Genomic DNA, 15116 nt, shown 5'->3' with positions numbered 1-15116 from the left:
TTATGCCTCGCTGCCGAACATCATGAAGGCGAAGAAGAAGCCGCTCGACAAGAAGAGCCCGGCTGATTTCGGTGTCGACACCACGCCGCGGCTGAAGGTGCTGAAGACCGAGGAGCCGAGTGGCCGCAAGGCCGGCGTCAAGGTCAAGTCGGTCGCTGAGCTGGTCGACAAGCTGAAGAACGAAGCCGGCGTGCTTTAAGCCAGGAAAGAGAGAACACCATCATGACCATTCTTCTTCTGGCCGACCACGACAATGTCAGCCTCTCCGACCAGACCGCCAAGGCGCTGACGGCAGCAAGCCAGATCGGCTCCGACATTCATGTGCTAGTTGCCGGCAAGGGCGCCAAGGCTGCGGCCGATGCCGCTGCCAAGCTCTCCGGCGTCTCCAAGGTGCTGCTGGCCGAAAGCGACGAACTCGCCAATAATCTCGCCGAGCCGCTTGCCGACCTGATCGTCTCGCTCGCCGGTTCCTACGACACGATCATTTCGGCTGCCACCTCGACCGGCAAGAACGTTCTGCCGCGCGTTGCCGCCCTGCTCGATGTCGCCCAGGTCTCGGAGATCATCGAAGTGATCTCCGCCGATACCTTCAAGCGGCCGATCTATGCCGGCAATGCCATCCAGACGGTGCAGGCAAGCGATGCCAGGAAGGTGATCACCGTGCGCACCGCCTCGTTTGCCTCGGCAGCGGAAGGCGGTTCGGCGACGGTGGAGACAATTCCGGCGGCTTCCGATCAGGGTCTGTCGCGTTTCGTCGGCGATGCGCTGTCGGCCTCCGACCGTCCGGAGCTGACCTCGGCCAAGATCATCCTTTCCGGCGGCCGGGCACTCGGTTCTGCCGAGAAGTTCAGGGAAGTCATCCTTCCGCTTGCCGACAAGCTCGGGGCTGCCGTCGGGGCCTCCCGTGCGGCCGTCGATGCCGGTTATGCGCCGAACGACTGGCAGGTCGGCCAGACCGGCAAGGTGGTGGCGCCGCAGCTTTATATCGCCGCCGGCATCTCCGGAGCGATCCAGCATCTGGCCGGCATGAAGGATTCGAAGGTGATCGTCGCCATCAACAAGGACGAGGAGGCGCCGATCTTCCAGGTTGCCGACTACGGCCTCGTCGCCGATCTGTTCGAGGCCCTGCCGGAACTGGAAAAGGCGCTCTAAGCACGTCGCGCAAAGACCGAAAGCGCGAGAAGCGAATTTAAAAGATCGCGGCGCGCTTCAAACGCGCCGAATGCCTTTCTTTCGCACTTGCGAATGACTGGAAAATTATCTTTTATCGGTCTACTACTGCTGCCGGACGATCCTTCGTCCGGCAGTATGCTAAAAAATGCGGCAGCGCGGGGGCGAATGCCGTGCGGGGGTTTGGAGATGAATGCGGTGTTGAAGAATATTGGGATTATCGGTGCCGGCCAGATGGGCTGCGGCATCGCGCATGTTTCGGCCGCCGCAGGTTACAGGGTTCACATCTACGATCTCTCGCAGGATCGCATCGAGTCCGGCCTTGCCACCATCAACGGCAACCTGGCCCGTCTGGTGACGAACGGCAAGATGACCGAAGAGGAACGCAAGTCGACCTTGTCGCTCATCACAGGCTCGTCCGATGTCAATGATCTCGCCCCGTCCGATCTCGTCATCGAGGCCGCCACCGAGGATGAGACGGTCAAGCGCAAGATCTATGCGCAGGTCTGTCCGGTCCTGAAGCCGGAAGCGCTGCTTGCCACCAACACCTCTTCTCTTTCCATCACCCGGCTTGCTGCCGCCACCGACCGCCCCGAACGCTTCATGGGCATTCATTTCATGAATCCGGTGCCGGTGATGAAGCTGGTCGAACTGGTGCGCGGCATCGCCACCGATGAGAAGACCTTCTCCGCCGCCAAGGAATTCGTCGGCACGCTGGAAAAGACCATTACCGTCGCCGAAGACTTCCCTGCCTTCATCGTCAACCGCATTCTGCTGCCGATGATCAACGAGGCGATCTACACGCTCTATGAAGGCGTCGGCACGGTCGACGCCATCGACACGGCGATGAAGCTTGGCGCCAACCACCCGATGGGGCCGCTGCAGCTTGCCGATTTCATCGGCCTCGACACATGCCTCTCGATCATGCAGGTGCTGCATGACGGCCTGGCGGACTCGAAATATCGCCCCTGCCCGCTGCTGGTGAAATATGTCGAAGCCGGCTGGCTCGGACGCAAATCCGGCCGCGGCTTCTACGACTATCGCGGTGAAGTGCCGGTTCCGACGCGGTAGTCAGACATCATCAGAAAGGGCGAATGGACCGAACGCCCGCGAAATGCTTTCCTTGCCGTGAATGGGAGGAAACGCCATGTCGACTGAAACACCAATGTTCCTGCTGCAATGCTGCGTGCTTATCGGGCTTGCGGGCGTCTTTCTCATCAAAGGCGATGGCGACTCCTGACCGATAGCCTTACGACCCGATCGCACCCTTGATCAGCGCCTTGGCATCGTCGCTGTCCCAGGCAGCCGGGCCGTTCATTGCCGAAATCAGGCATCCCTTGTCGTCGAGCAACAGCGTCACCGGCAGCCCCATGGCGAGGCCCTCCTTCTTCAGGCTGTTGAACACCGCAATCGTATTGTCGCGATAGAGCTGCAGCGCATCGACGCCGGTCTCGGCGAGGAAGGTCTTCGGCTTCTCGTCGTCGCCGCTGTCGATATTGACCGGCACGACCTGGAACTTGTCGCTGCCCATCTCCTTTTCCAGCGCGTTCAGCGCCGGCATCTCCTCGCGGCAGGGCACGCACCATGTCGCCCAGAGATTGAGGAGCACGGTCTTGCCGGCGAAATGATCGAGCGTCAGCGGTTTGCCGTCCGGCCCGTTGAAGGAGACCGCGGTCAGCTTGCGTGGTTCATAGGCGGCGACCATGGCGGCCACCTGCCCCTTCATCAGCGGCGTGACGCTGGCGATGCGATCCCGGGTAAGCTTGCATTCGGCCGAAGCCGTTTCGCCGCCGCCATTGCCAATCCCCGTCTCCTTCACGTATACCGCTGCCGCACCGGCAACGACGCCCGCAACGGCGGCTATCGCGATCCATTTCACGGATGGCAGCCCGAGGGATTTCTTTGTCGTCATTTCATTCTCCAGGACATGCATTCAAGGCGGGCACCTTCATGGCCGACACTACGGATACCAAATCTTCAAACCAGATGTGGGGCGGACGTTTCGCCTCCGGCCCGGACGCGATCATGGAGGAGATAAATGCCTCGATCGGTTTCGACAAGAAGCTTTTCGCGCAGGATATCCGCGGTTCGATCGCCCACGCGACCATGCTCGCCCATCAGGGGATCATATCGGCCGACGATAAGGACAAGATCGTTCACGGGCTAAACACGATCCTGTCAGAAATCGAAAGCGGCAATTTCGAATTCTCGCGCCGGCTCGAAGATATCCATATGAATATCGAAGCGCGCCTGGCGACGCTGATCGGACCGGCCGCCGGCCGGCTGCACACCGCCCGCTCACGCAACGACCAGGTGGCGCTCGACTTCCGCCTCTGGGTGAAGGAAGAGCTTGAGAAGACCGAGAAGATGCTGACCGGCCTGATCGCCGCCTTCCTGGACCGCGCCGAAGAGCATGCCGAAAGCGTCATGCCGGGCTTCACCCATCTGCAGACCGCTCAACCCGTGACCTTCGGCCATCATTGCATGGCCTATGTCGAAATGTTCGGCCGCGACCGCTCGCGCGTGCGCCACGCCATCGAGCATCTGGACGAAAGCCCGATCGGTGCGGCGGCCCTTGCCGGCACCGGTTATCCGATCGACCGCCATATGACCGCCAAGGCGCTCGGTTTCCGCGAGCCGACCCGCAACTCCATCGACACGGTCTCCGACCGCGACTTCGCCATCGAGTTCCTGTCGATCGCCGCGATCACAGGCATGCACCTGTCGCGCCTGGCCGAAGAGATCGTCATCTGGTCGACCCCGCAATTCGGTTTCGTGCGCCTCTCCGACGCCTTCTCCACAGGCTCGTCGATCATGCCGCAGAAGAAGAACCCGGACGCCGCCGAACTGGTGCGCGCCAAGACCGGCCGCATCAACGGTTCGCTGGTCGCCCTTTTGACGATCATGAAGGGCCTGCCGCTCGCCTATTCCAAGGACATGCAGGAAGACAAGGAACAGGTCTTCGACGCGGCCGAGAGCCTGGAACTGGCAATCGCCGCCATGACCGGCATGGTGCGCGACCTGACCGTCAACACCGCGCGCATGAAGGCGGCGGCCGGCTCCGGCTTTTCGACGGCGACCGATCTTGCCGACTGGCTGGTGCGCGAAGCGGGCCTGCCCTTCCGCGATGCCCATCACGTCACCGGCCGGGCCGTGGCGCTTGCCGAAAGCAAAGGTTGCGATCTTGCCGAACTGCCGCTCGCCGATCTGCAGGCGATCCATCCTGATATCACCGACAAGGTCTATGACGTGCTGACCGTCGAAGCCTCGGTCGCCAGCCGCAAGAGCTTCGGCGGCACGGCGCCCTCCGAAGTGCGCAGGCAGATCGCCTTCTGGCGTGCCCGCAACTGAGAGATATCAGGCGGCACAAGCCGCCGGGGCCTTGCCGCATAGGCGGCAAAGACCGTCCAACAATCAGGGTGCACAAGGCGGATAAACTTCGCTATGACAAAGTCCATCAAAATGCCGCCGAAGAGGATATCCATGCAGAAGAGCTTGCCGCACCTCATCCGCCTGACGGCGGTTCTCGCCGTCATCGGCCTTGCCGTTGCCGGATGCGGGCGCAAAGGCGAACTCGATCCGCCGAGTGCTGCGGCATCCAAGGAAGGTGACGTTTCCAAGCCGACGAAACAGCCGGGAACCGTCGACAAGCCCTTCCTTCTCGATCCCCTTCTTTAAGGCATAAGCCCGTGAACCATTTCGAGTACCGCGACGGCGTCCTGCATGCCGAAAACGTCCCCGTTCCCGAGATCGCCAGGGCGGTCGGAACGCCCTTCTACGTCTATTCCACTGCGACGCTGGAGCGCCATTACCGGGTCTTCTCCGAAGCCTTCGCCGAGATGGACTCCATGGTCTGCTACGCGATGAAGGCGAATTCGAACCAGGCGGTGCTGAAGACGCTCGGCCGCCTCGGCGCCGGCATCGACGTCGTCTCCGAAGGCGAGCTGCGCCGCGCGCTCGCCGCCGGCATTCCGGCCAGCCGCATCATGTTTTCAGGTGTCGGTAAGACGCCGCAAGAGATGGATTTCGCTCTCGAGGCAGGCATTTACTGCTTCAACGTCGAATCCGAGCCCGAGCTTGAAATCCTCAACCAGCGCGCCGTCAAGGCCGGCGCGAAAGCGCCGGTCTCCTTCCGCATCAATCCCGATGTCGACGCGAAGACCCATTCGAAGATCTCGACCGGCAAGAAAGAAAACAAGTTCGGCATCTCCTGGGAGCGTGCCCGCGCCATCTATGCCCATGCCGCCAAACTGCCGGGCATCGAAGTCACCGGCATCGACATGCATATCGGCAGCCAGATCACCGAATTGCAGCCCTTCGACGACGCCTTCAAGCTGCTGCACGATCTTGTCGCGACGCTGCGCGCCGACGGCCACAGCATCGATCACGTCGATATCGGCGGCGGCCTCGGCATCCCCTATAAGGACGACAACAATCCGCCGCCGCTGCCGGACGCCTATGCGGCGATCGTCAAGAACCAGCTGCGCGGCCTCAACTGCAAGATCATCACCGAGCCCGGCCGCCTGATCGTCGGCAATGCCGGTATCCTGGTGACCGAGGTCCTCTATGTGAAGGACGGCGGTGAGAAGACCTTCGTCATCGTCGACGGCGCGATGAACGATCTGATCCGCCCGACCCTCTACGAGGCCTATCACGAGATCCGCCCGGTGACGATTTCGGCGGCGAACGCCCCGCGCATCCGCGCCGACGTCGTCGGCCCCGTCTGCGAGACCGGCGATTATCTGGCGCTCGACCGCGAGATGGCGATGCCGAAGCCAGGCGACCTGATGGCTGTCAGCACGGCCGGCGCCTATGGCGCGGTGCAGGCCGGCACCTATAACAGCCGGCTGCTGGTGCCGGAGGTTCTGGTCAAGGGCAGCGATTTCCATACGATTCGCCCGCGCAGAACCTATGCGGAGCTGATCGGCCTCGACTCGGTTCCCGCCTGGCTCGACTAAGCAGCCATCACTTTTTGGCGAATAAACGTGAAAAGCCGGTATTGCCGGCCGCTCGCCCTCGCCTTCGCCACAAAGAGTGTTATCCTTGTCAGTGATGAGCGTATTGCCCTGCAATCGCCGGAAGCGCACTCTGTTTCAGAACGCCAGATCGCGGAGACCGGACCGATGACAAGCCCCTCAAGGCAGAGGAAAGGTGCGTTTGCGCTCCGCCCCTCGCTTGCCCGGCTGGTGACGATAAAACGCCTGCTGGCGCGCGTGGTGCTGTTTTTCGAGCAGTTGCTGCCGCCCTTGATGCCCGTCCTGGCAGTCATCGCCCTTTATCTCTCGGCCTCCTGGTTCGGGGTCTTCCGCAGCGTGCCGGACTGGCTGCGCATCCTGCTTTTGATTGCCTTTGCCGCCGCCTTTCTCGTCTCGCTCCTGCCCTTGCGCAGCCTGCGCTGGCCGGGCGTCGCCGAAGCCGACCGCATGCTGGAAGAGCGCAACGGCCTGCCGCACCAGCCGGTCACCGTCCAGGAAGACGAGCCGGCCTTCGATACGCCCTTCGCCCGGGCGCTCTGGCGCGAACACCAGACCCGCATGGCCGAAAAGATCGCAGCCCTCGATGCCGGGCTGCCGCGGCCGGATATCGCCGCGCATGACCGTTTCGCGCTGCGCGCCGTGCCGGCGCTGCTGCTGGTCACCGCCTTTGCCTATTCGCTGTCGATCAACGGCGGCTCGCTCGGTGATGCGTTTCAGGCAGCACCCGAGCAGGTGACGGTCGATCCGGCGGTGCGCATCGACGCCTGGGTGACGCCGCCCGCCTATACCGGCCGCGCGCCGGTCTACCTGACCGCCGACGGCAGCGAGCAGGCGCCGATCGGCATTCCGCAGTTTTCAGGCCTCACCGTTCGTGTCAGCGGCGGAAAGGCCGCCGAAAAGGTCGTGTTCCGCAAGGCGAGCGGCCAGGCGCAGGATATCGCCGTGCAGGCGGACGCCAAGCCGCAGCAGGCGCCAGCAGGCGGCGAACAGCCGAAGACGGGCCCGGCCGGCCAGGCCTCCACCGGCCAGCCCCCCGCCAGCCAGGCACTTGTCGCCCAGACGCATGTGATGAAGCTCGAAGAGAATGGCGCCCTCGAAGTTAACGGCCGCCGCTGGAGTTTCGAGGTCCTTCCCGACAAGGCGCCGGAGATCGCCTTCGACGGGTTGCCGAAGCCCAGCGTCAATGGCGCGCTTGAAATCGGCTTTACCGTCAAGGACGATTACGGCGTCCAGGAAGCGCATGCGGAGATCGTTCCTCTGGAAAACGATCCGACGGCGACGCCGCTCTATCCCTTGCCGGAATACCGGCTGGATATTCCCCGCCGCAATGCCCGCGACGCCAAGGGCGTGACCAGCCGCAACCTGACCGAACATCCGCTTGCCGGCAAGCGCGTGCGCGTGACGCTCGTCGCCAGGGATGGCGCCGGCCAGACCGGCCGCAGCCCGCCGCATGAGATGATCCTGCCGTCGCGGCCCTTCAACGAGCCGCTTGCCGCGGCCGTCGCCGAGGAGCGGCAGGTTTTCGCGCTCGACACCCGCAAGATGCCGCAGGCGATTGCGCTGAACGAGGCGCTGACCATCCGTCCCGAGGAGACCATCCCCAAGCTCACCAACTATCTGTTGCTGGAATCCGCCTTGACCCGCATGAAGCTCGCAAAAAGCGACGAAGCGCTGAAGGATACGGCCCAGTATCTGTGGGAGATCGCTCTCGGCATGGAGGACGGCGATCTTTCGCTTGCCGAGCGCAAGCTGCGCGAGGCCCAGCAGAAACTTGCCGACGCCTTGGACCGCAACGCGCCGGACGAGGAGATCAAGAAGCTGATGGATGAGCTGCGCAAGGCGATGCAGGACTATATGACCGAGCTTGCCCAACGCATGCAGAACGCGCCGATGCAGCCGAACCAGAACGCCCAGAACATCCTGCGCCAGCAGGATCTGGAACGGATGATGGACCAGATCGAGAATCTCGCCCGCTCCGGCAATCGCGACGCAGCCCAGCAGATGCTGTCGGAATTGCAGCGCATGATGAACAACCTGCAGGCGGGCCGGCCGCAGCGTGGCCAGCAGAACCAGGAAAACAGCGAGGCCCGCAAGCAGATCGACAAGCTCGGCGAGATCCTGCGCGACCAGCAGAAGCTGATGGAACAGACCTTCCGTCTCGATCAGCAGCTCAGGGACCGCATGCAGCGCGGCGAACCCGACATGGGCGAAAACGATCCGCTGCTCGACGAAATGAACCCCGGAGAGAATGGCGAGCCGCAGGATCAGCAGCAGGGTCAGCAAGGCAAGGACGGCCAACAGCCCTCCGACCAGATGACCGCCGAGCAGCTGCGCGAGGCATTGAAACAGCTGCGCGCCCAGCAGGATGCGCTCGGCAAACAGCTCGGCGAATTGCAGAAGAGCCTCGGCGAGTTGGGCATGAAGCCCGGCCCCGGCTTCGGCCAGGCGCAACGCGAGATGGAAGGTGCCGGCCGCGAACTCGGCCAGGGCCGCGGCCAGCCGGCCGTCGAGGGCCAGGGCCGCGCGCTCGAAGCGCTTCGCCAGGGCGCCCGCGACATGATGAACCAGATGATGCAGGCGCAACAGGGCCAGCAGGGCCAAGGTCCGAACGGCCAGGTGGGCCAGGGGGATCAGAATGGCCGCGACCCGCTCGGCCGGGTACGTCGGAACCAGGGGCCGGAGTTCGGCGACAACAGCGTGAAGGTGCCCGACGAAATCGACGTTCAGCGCGCCCGGGAAATCCTCGACGCGATCCGCGAAAAGCTCGGCAACAATCCGCCGCAGGAAATGGAACGGCGGTATCTCGAACGGTTGCTGGATATTCAGTAAGGCTTACGCCGCCGTATAATGGATCGGCGGCGCGCTAAGCGATATGTCACGCAAAACTGTGCATGACGTCGCCCGAGACCGGCTCAGGCGTTTGGGCATCATGCTTCAGGCGACGAGCGCTCTGGCGACCGCCTTGCGGATATCGGGAAGCGCGAATGGCTTGGCGACGACGTCGATGATCTTTTCGGCAAGATCGTCGGCCCGTTCGCGCTGCTCGGCATAGCCGGTCATCAGCAGGATCTTCAGGCCGGGAAAGGCATCCTTTGCCTGATGGGCGAGTTCGATCCCGTCCATCACGGGCATGCGGATATCCGAAAGCAGCAGGTCGTAGGCCCCGTCCCTCAGCTTCTCCAGTCCCTCGGCGCCATCGGCCGCTTCATCGGTCTCGTGACCGTCGAGCCTGAGCGCCCGGGCTACGAAAGACCGCAGGGAGTCCTCGTCTTCCGTAATCAGAATTCTTGCCATATGTGCATTGCTCCGTCTTCAGCCCACGACGGAAATCACCAGACTTTCCTTTTCGATCGGTAAAGATATCGAAGCGATGGACGGAATGGTTAACAACCCGTCTCGAATGGCAAGGCGGCCTCTGCCATTATGCGGCAGCTCAGGCGTCGCCGGTCACCACGCCGACGAAGGGCAGTTCGCGAAAGGCATAGGCAACGTCCATGCCGTAGCCGACGACGAAATAGTCGGGGCATTCGAAGCCGACATAATCAGCCTCCAGCTTTTCCTTGCGCTTGACGCGCTTGTCGAGCAGCACGGCGATGGTGACGTTGCGCGCGCCGCGCTCGAACAGCAATTCCTTGGCAAACAGCAGCGTCCGGCCGGATTCGAGGATATCGTCGATCAACAGGACGTCGCGGCCGTGGACGTCGCTATCGATATCCTTGACGATGCGCACACCCTGCGAGACCGTACCGATGCCATAGCTCGACAGCGTGATGAACTCGACCTCCGGAGCAAGGCCGCTATCATGCAGGGCACGGATCAGGTCGGCGGCGAAGATGAACGACCCCTTGAGCACGGCGATGACGAGCAGGTCCTTGGTCGGGCCGTTGGCGATCTCCCGCGCCATCGAATGATTGCGCTCGGCGATCTGCTCGGCAGTGAAGAGCGGCTCGATATTTTTTCCGCGCACGACAGGCATAAGGGCTTGCTCCATGAAAAGAAGGGTAAGCCGTTAGCACATATGCGAGCTTGAAACAGCCTCGCCGTTTATGAAATTAACGGGATTGGCCCGAGCTGCGGCGGGAAATCGGCCATTCCGTATCAAGTCGCTCTCTACGGCAGGAACGAAAGCCGGACCTCCGGCAGTTTTCCGCCGGCATGCTGCACACGCGCGGAGAAGCCTCGGCTCTGGCCGCCATAGATGACATCGGAGGGCGGACTAATGACGATGCTGGCGGTCAACCGCTCATCGGTGACGAGATCGGCGCGGATCGGTTGCACCGTCTGCGTCGTGCCGCTGTCGTTTTCGATGATGCCGTTGATGACGAGCACGCGCATACCGTTCGCGTCGCGCGGCGCCACCGTCACATGGGTGAAATGCAGCGGCGCTCCGGAATAGGCCGGCGCGGCGGAGAGGCCGGAAAAGCCGCCTGCAAGCCCGAAGACGAGCACGGCAAGCGCCAGCACCAAGCCTGCGAAGCTCCGCATCGAGGCGCGCTGCAGGAAGGATTCCAGGTCGCGCAGAACAGTTGTCATCGCGGGCGTCGGCAGCGCCTGTGCCGCGTGAGCGCCAGCCGCGCGCTTGCGGTTGTCGTTATAGGTCCTTGCGGTAAATTCCGTCGCGCGGACTTTGCCGAGCGTCACGAATTCGGCATCGGAAATATCGGCGGGACGCGCCGCGCGGTATTGGCGGGCGGCAGGTTCCGGCGGCAGGAAATCATAGGCCTGGCCCGGTGTCCGGCGGCTGAAGGAGGATGCTTCCATGGTGGCTGCCTCGCAGATGTCCACATGGTTTCGCTGCCAGGGGAAATCTTGGCATTGAAACGAATCCTGCTCAGTCGTAAATTTTAATGGTTAATGCTTCGCAAAGATCGCCATCAAACGGGCGTCTTTCCGGCAAAATTTACCGGCTGTTAACGGTGTTGGTTAACAAGTCACGCGGTGAAACCAAGAACAGACTGAGCTGCCCGTTGATCCACTTCGAGAATGTCGGTTTGCGCTATGGCATGGGCCCGGAAATCCTCCGGGACCTGACCTTCGACATTCCGAAGAAATCCTTTCAGTTCCTGACGGGCCCATCGGGCGCCGGCAAGACCTCGTTGCTCAGGCTGCTGTTCATGTCGCTGCAGCCGACACGCGGTCTGATCCGCATGTTCGGGCGCGACATTTCCGAAATCCCCCGCCCCGAGCTGCCGCTGCTGCGCCGCCGCGTCGGCATCGTCTTCCAGGATTTCCGTCTGCTCGATCATCTCACCACCTATGAGAATGTCGCTTTGCCCCTACGCGTGCGCGGCAAGGACGAGAGCTCCTACAAGACCGACGTCCTGGAATTGCTGAAATGGGTCGGCCTCGGCGAACGCATCAACGTGCTGCCGCCGGTACTCTCCGGCGGCGAGAAACAGCGCGCAGCGATCGCCCGGGCGCTGATGGACCGGCCGGAAGTGCTGCTTGCCGACGAACCGACAGGCAATGTCGACCCGCCGATGGCCAAGCGCTTGCTCAATCTTTTCCTCGAGCTGAACCGCCTCGGCACCGCCGTTGTGATCGCCACGCATGACCTGGCGCTGATGGAACAGGTGGAGGCCCGCCGCATGATCCTCTCGGGGGGGCATCTCGATATCTATGACTGAGCCCCCATCCAGAAACCCGGACAAGACGCCTGGCAAGGCTGAGCAGAAGCGGCCGGAAATGCGCGTGCGCCCGACCGCGCCGATCTTGCCGCCGTCCAACATCCAGGGCAGCGCCCTGATGGTGGTGATATCGATCATGGCCTTTCTCGCCTGTCTGACGCTCGGCGGCGTCAGCATGGTGCGCTCGACGGCGGCAAGCTGGGAGAGCCAGATCTCCCGCGAGATCACCATCCAGATCAAGCCGGACGACAATCTCGACATGGAAAAGGCGCTGACCCAGGCGCGCGACCTGGCGCTGACCTTCGTCGGCACCAAGAGCGGCCAGATCGTCGACGAGGCGGCGACCGCCCGTCTGCTCGAACCCTGGCTCGGCCCCGGTCTCGATCTCAAGGATCTGCCCGTTCCCCGCCTCGTCATCATCACCATCGACGAGAGCAATCCGCCGGATTTCGATTCCATGCGGGCGCTGCTGAAAGACAGCATCCCGCAGGCCACCCTCGACGATCACCGCACCTGGGTCGACCGGCTGGTGTCCATGGCGCACACCACAGTCATGATCGGCACCGGCATCCTGCTGCTGGTCTTCTCGGCGATGGTGCTGACCGTCGTCTTCGCCACGCGCGGCGCGCTGTCGGGCAACCGCCACATCGTCGAAGTGCTGCATTTCGTCGGCGCCGAGAGCTCCTTCGTCGCCACCGAATTCCAGAAGCATTTCCTGAAGATCAGCCTCAAAGGCTCGGCGATCGGCAGCGCCCTTGCCGCGCTCTTCTTCGCCACCGCCGGCTTCTGGCAGAGCCGCACCCTCGCCACTCCGGAAACGGACCAGGCGACCGCACTCTTCGGCACCTTCTCCGTCGGCGTGCTCGGTTATGCCGGCATCTTCGCGACGATGATCGTCATCGCCCTTCTGACGACGTTTACCGCGCGGCTGACCGTCATGCGGACGATCTATGAAATCGATACATTGCGCTCGGACCCGACACGCACCGACGGCATTGCGAGTTGATCGTGACCATGCCGTTTTGTCATGAAAGCGTCTGTTCCACGCCGCAATCAGCGTATAGTCACGATTCATGACCATGGGAGACACGACACCCAACCCGATTCATCAGGACCCGGGGCTTGACCGCCCGGCGGCGCTGCCGCCGCGGCGCGGGCTGTTCCGCCGCCTGTTGCGCTGGGGCGGTTTTGCCTGCGTGCTGGCGATCGCGCTGGTGTTCGGCGGCTTCCTGCGGTTTGCCGATTCGGTTACGACGCTGAAGCCCCCGGCCGAACCGAAGGCCGATGCGATCGTGGTGTTGACGGGGGGCTACCAGCGCATCGACCAGGCCGTGGAGCTGCTGCAGAAAGGTGCCGGCAAGCGCTTGCTCATCTCCGGCGTCCACCCGACGACGACCCCGGCGCAGATCCGCAGGATGACGCAGGGCTCGGCCGATCTCTTCTCCTGCTGCGTCGATATCGGCTATGATGCGATCGACACGATCGGCAATGCCGAGGAAGCTTCGAACTGGATCCACGCCAAGGGCTATCGCAGCGTTCTGATCGTCACCAACAACTACCACATGCCGCGGAGCCTAGCCGAGCTTTCCTATGTCGATCCCGACATCGAGTTCATAGCTTATCCCGTGGTCAATTCGGATTTGAAGAGCCGCAACTGGTTCACCGACCCGAATGCGATGCGCGTCATGCTGGCCGAATATGTCAAAGTGCTGCTGACCGGCGCCCGCAACATCACCGGCTTCGGCCGCCACACCGGGCTGCGCTCGGCAAGCGCCTCGGGCGAGAACTGACGGTTTTACCAGAGCATGACGCCGAAAAGTGTGAGCGGTTTCCTCATGACATCACGCTCCAACTCTTTAATTTAAAACAGGATTCAGATTTTAGGCCCGGCCAAAAATCTGAATCCTGTTCTGGGACGTCATCAAACGCTTTTTATGGCGGGCAATATCGTGTAGGCCGGTCGCGTGAGCATGCCTCGGGAAAGTTTCATGATCGCCCTGCGTTCCGTCCTCTTCAACACGATCTTCTACGCCAATCTCATCATCCGGATGATCGTGCTCTCGCCCTATTATTTCCTGGCGCCGCGCCTGACCGCCTATGCGATCCCGAAGAACTGGGCGCGCTCCAATCATTGGTTGATGCGGGTGATCGTCGGCACCACCTTCGAGATCGAAGGCTTGGAGAACCTGCCGGATGGCAGCTACATTCTGGCGCCGAAGCACCAGTCTTTCTGGGATACCTATGCGCTGCTGCCCTGGCTGAAGGACCCGGTCTACATTCTGAAGCGCGAGCTGATGTGGATTCCGCTGTTCGGCTGGTATGCCAAGAAGCAGCGGGTGATCCCGGTCGATCGCGGCGCCCGCGGCAAGGTGATGGTGGAAGTGCTCAAGCGCACGAAGGAAGAGCTTTCGACCGGCCGCCAGCTGATCATCTATCCCGAGGGCACCCGCCGTCCGCCGGGCGCCGAGCCGGTCTATAAATACGGCATCGCCCGCATGTACCGCGATCTCGCCATCCCCGTGGTGCCGATCGTCATGCATCCCGGCCTGTTCTGGCCGCGGCGGAGCATTCGTCGTTATCCCGGCCATTTCAAGGTGAAGATTCTGCCGCCGATCATGCCGGGAATGGACCCGGATGCGTTTTTCGCCCATCTGATCGAGGTATCGGAACGGGCAAGCGACGAGCTTCTGCTCGAAACCGTGGAACGCAATCCGCATGTCCCACTGCCGCCGACGGCGGTCGAAAGACTGGCAGAGCTTCGTAAGCTGAAAGCAGCGACCGCTTAAATCAAGCGGCGCGCAGCCGCTCCACTTCGTCGACCACCTGCTCCAGCCAATGGTCGCGAATGCCCATCTGCTGCAGATGCGCCAGCGTGTTGAAGACATAGGCATCGTTGGGGCCCGACTGGCCCTTGGCCTCGTTCACCACCCGTGCCGCCGCCAGCGCGTCGAGCGTCCCGGCATATTGCTCGTGGTCGCGATCAGCGATGTAAGTCACCGCCTCCATCCGGCGCCGGCCGGCAAGCTGCAGCTGCACCCGGCGTTCCAGGTAGACATTGGTCACCAGCTCGCGGGCGCGGAGATAATCGATCACCTCATCCCATTTTTCCGGGGAAATGCGGAACGCCATGCCGCGGCAGGCGCCGCCCCTGTCGAGGCCGAGAACCAGGCCGGGATTGTCGCGCGTACCGCGATGGACGAAAGAGCGGACGCAGAGCGAGCGCCTGTAGCCGTAGATCAGAGCCTCTGCCCGCTCCATGAATTCGAAGCCCGGATTCCACATCAGCGAACCGTAGCCAAATACCCAAAATTCGTCCATATCGCACGCCAGACCGGAATCACAT

Annotated in this window: 15 protein-coding genes and 1 pseudogene; 11 read left to right on the top strand and 5 right to left on the bottom strand. The window is 62.5% G+C overall.

The window, feature by feature from the left end:
* The 3 genes and pseudogenes from AF337_RS13260 to AF337_RS13250 all read left to right on the top strand — a co-directional run.
* Positions 1–199, top strand: a pseudogene (locus AF337_RS13260) (electron transfer flavoprotein subunit beta/FixA family protein); the annotation flags it as partial.
* A gap of 23 nt (positions 200–222) precedes the next feature.
* Positions 223–1152: an electron transfer flavoprotein subunit alpha/FixB family protein gene (locus AF337_RS13255; RefSeq protein WP_049732453.1), complete on the top strand. Its 930-nt coding sequence runs from the start codon at positions 223–225 to the stop codon at positions 1150–1152.
* A gap of 207 nt (positions 1153–1359) precedes the next feature.
* Positions 1360–2241, top strand: a complete 882-nt coding sequence (locus tag AF337_RS13250; protein ID WP_018069239.1) for a 3-hydroxybutyryl-CoA dehydrogenase — start codon at positions 1360–1362, stop codon at positions 2239–2241.
* Positions 2242–2419: 178 nt separating this feature from the next.
* Here the strand turns inward: AF337_RS13250 and tlpA are convergent, their stop codons facing one another.
* Positions 2420–3082, bottom strand: a complete 663-nt coding sequence (gene tlpA, locus AF337_RS13245; RefSeq protein WP_049732452.1) for a thiol:disulfide interchange protein TlpA — start codon at positions 3080–3082, stop codon at positions 2420–2422.
* A gap of 38 nt (positions 3083–3120) precedes the next feature.
* Here tlpA and argH point away from each other — a divergent pair, with 38 nt between their 5' ends.
* From argH to AF337_RS13225, 4 genes are all read left to right on the top strand, one after another.
* Positions 3121–4521, top strand: a complete 1401-nt coding sequence (gene argH, locus AF337_RS13240; protein ID WP_049732451.1) for an argininosuccinate lyase — start codon at positions 3121–3123, stop codon at positions 4519–4521.
* A 132-nt stretch (positions 4522–4653) separates the two neighbouring features.
* Positions 4654–4848, top strand: a complete 195-nt coding sequence (lptM, locus tag AF337_RS13235) for an LPS translocon maturation chaperone LptM (RefSeq protein WP_049732457.1) — start codon at positions 4654–4656, stop codon at positions 4846–4848.
* Positions 4849–4859: 11 nt separating this feature from the next.
* Positions 4860–6128 carry a diaminopimelate decarboxylase gene (gene lysA, locus AF337_RS13230; protein WP_049732450.1) on the top strand — a complete coding sequence of 423 codons (1269 nt, stop codon included), beginning with the start codon at positions 4860–4862 and terminating at the stop codon, positions 6126–6128.
* Positions 6129–6293: 165 nt separating this feature from the next.
* Entirely contained in the window at positions 6294–8975 is a 2682-nt protein-coding gene (locus tag AF337_RS13225; protein ID WP_049732449.1) for a TIGR02302 family protein, read from the top strand.
* Between the two features lie 105 nt (positions 8976–9080).
* Here AF337_RS13225 and AF337_RS13220 read toward each other — a convergent pair whose 3' ends face one another.
* The 3 genes from AF337_RS13220 to AF337_RS13210 form a co-directional block, all read right to left on the bottom strand.
* Positions 9081–9440 (bottom strand): response regulator, encoded by a 360-nt coding sequence (locus AF337_RS13220; protein ID WP_003567048.1) that lies wholly within the window; start codon positions 9438–9440, stop codon positions 9081–9083.
* 139 nt (positions 9441–9579) lie between these two features.
* A complete protein-coding gene (gene hpt, locus AF337_RS13215) occupies positions 9580–10122 on the bottom strand; it encodes a hypoxanthine phosphoribosyltransferase (protein WP_003567049.1) in 543 nt (180 codons plus the stop codon).
* Between the two features lie 134 nt (positions 10123–10256).
* Positions 10257–10907 (bottom strand): hypothetical protein, encoded by a 651-nt coding sequence (locus AF337_RS13210; protein WP_049732456.1) that lies wholly within the window; start codon positions 10905–10907, stop codon positions 10257–10259.
* Positions 10908–11113: 206 nt separating this feature from the next.
* Between AF337_RS13210 and ftsE the strand changes: the two genes are divergently transcribed.
* The 4 genes from ftsE (at position 11114) to AF337_RS13190 (ending at position 14559) form a co-directional block, all read left to right on the top strand.
* On the top strand, positions 11114–11773 hold the full coding sequence (gene ftsE, locus AF337_RS13205) for a cell division ATP-binding protein FtsE (protein ID WP_003567051.1): 660 nt from the start codon (positions 11114–11116) through the stop codon (positions 11771–11773).
* On the top strand, positions 11766–12779 hold the full coding sequence (locus AF337_RS13200; RefSeq protein WP_049732448.1) for a cell division protein FtsX: 1014 nt from the start codon (positions 11766–11768) through the stop codon (positions 12777–12779). Before ftsE ends, AF337_RS13200 begins: the two co-directional genes overlap by 8 nt.
* Before the next feature lie 67 nt (positions 12780–12846).
* Positions 12847–13563, top strand: coding sequence for a YdcF family protein (locus tag AF337_RS13195; protein ID WP_049732447.1), 717 nt, complete (start codon positions 12847–12849; stop codon positions 13561–13563).
* Positions 13564–13761: 198 nt separating this feature from the next.
* Entirely contained in the window at positions 13762–14559 is a 798-nt protein-coding gene (locus tag AF337_RS13190; RefSeq protein WP_049732446.1) for a lysophospholipid acyltransferase family protein, read from the top strand.
* A 1-nt stretch (position 14560) separates the two neighbouring features.
* Here AF337_RS13190 and AF337_RS13185 read toward each other — a convergent pair whose 3' ends face one another.
* Entirely contained in the window at positions 14561–15091 is a 531-nt protein-coding gene (locus AF337_RS13185) for a gamma-glutamylcyclotransferase (RefSeq protein ID WP_049732445.1), read from the bottom strand.
* Between the last annotated feature and the right edge of the window lie 25 nt (positions 15092–15116).

It is taken from the genome of Rhizobium ecuadorense (assembly GCF_001187535.1).
Classification (GTDB): domain Bacteria; phylum Pseudomonadota; class Alphaproteobacteria; order Rhizobiales; family Rhizobiaceae; genus Rhizobium; species Rhizobium ecuadorense.
Note: the sequence above shows the minus strand (reverse complement) of the source record. Positions and strands in the feature narration are given on the sequence as shown.

Excerpts from the sequence above, each read along its gene's own strand:
- AF337_RS13255 (WP_049732453.1), top strand. The coding sequence starts at position 223 with ATGACCATTCTTCTTCTGGCCGACCACGACAATGTCAGCCTCTCCGAC.
- AF337_RS13250 (WP_018069239.1), top strand. The coding sequence starts at position 1,360 with ATGAATGCGGTGTTGAAGAATATTGGGATTATCGGTGCCGGCCAGATG.
- tlpA (WP_049732452.1), bottom strand. The coding sequence starts at position 3,082 with ATGACGACAAAGAAATCCCTCGGGCTGCCATCCGTGAAATGGATCGCG.
- argH (WP_049732451.1), top strand. The coding sequence starts at position 3,121 with ATGGCCGACACTACGGATACCAAATCTTCAAACCAGATGTGGGGCGGA.
- lptM (WP_049732457.1), top strand. The coding sequence starts at position 4,654 with ATGCAGAAGAGCTTGCCGCACCTCATCCGCCTGACGGCGGTTCTCGCC.
- AF337_RS13225 (WP_049732449.1), top strand. The coding sequence starts at position 6,294 with ATGACAAGCCCCTCAAGGCAGAGGAAAGGTGCGTTTGCGCTCCGCCCC.
- AF337_RS13220 (WP_003567048.1), bottom strand. The coding sequence starts at position 9,440 with ATGGCAAGAATTCTGATTACGGAAGACGAGGACTCCCTGCGGTCTTTC.
- hpt (WP_003567049.1), bottom strand. The coding sequence starts at position 10,122 with ATGCCTGTCGTGCGCGGAAAAAATATCGAGCCGCTCTTCACTGCCGAG.
- AF337_RS13210 (WP_049732456.1), bottom strand. The coding sequence starts at position 10,907 with ATGGAAGCATCCTCCTTCAGCCGCCGGACACCGGGCCAGGCCTATGAT.
- AF337_RS13200 (WP_049732448.1), top strand. The coding sequence starts at position 11,766 with ATGACTGAGCCCCCATCCAGAAACCCGGACAAGACGCCTGGCAAGGCT.
- AF337_RS13195 (WP_049732447.1), top strand. The coding sequence starts at position 12,847 with ATGACCATGGGAGACACGACACCCAACCCGATTCATCAGGACCCGGGG.
- AF337_RS13190 (WP_049732446.1), top strand. The coding sequence starts at position 13,762 with ATGATCGCCCTGCGTTCCGTCCTCTTCAACACGATCTTCTACGCCAAT.
- AF337_RS13185 (WP_049732445.1), bottom strand. The coding sequence starts at position 15,091 with ATGGACGAATTTTGGGTATTTGGCTACGGTTCGCTGATGTGGAATCCG.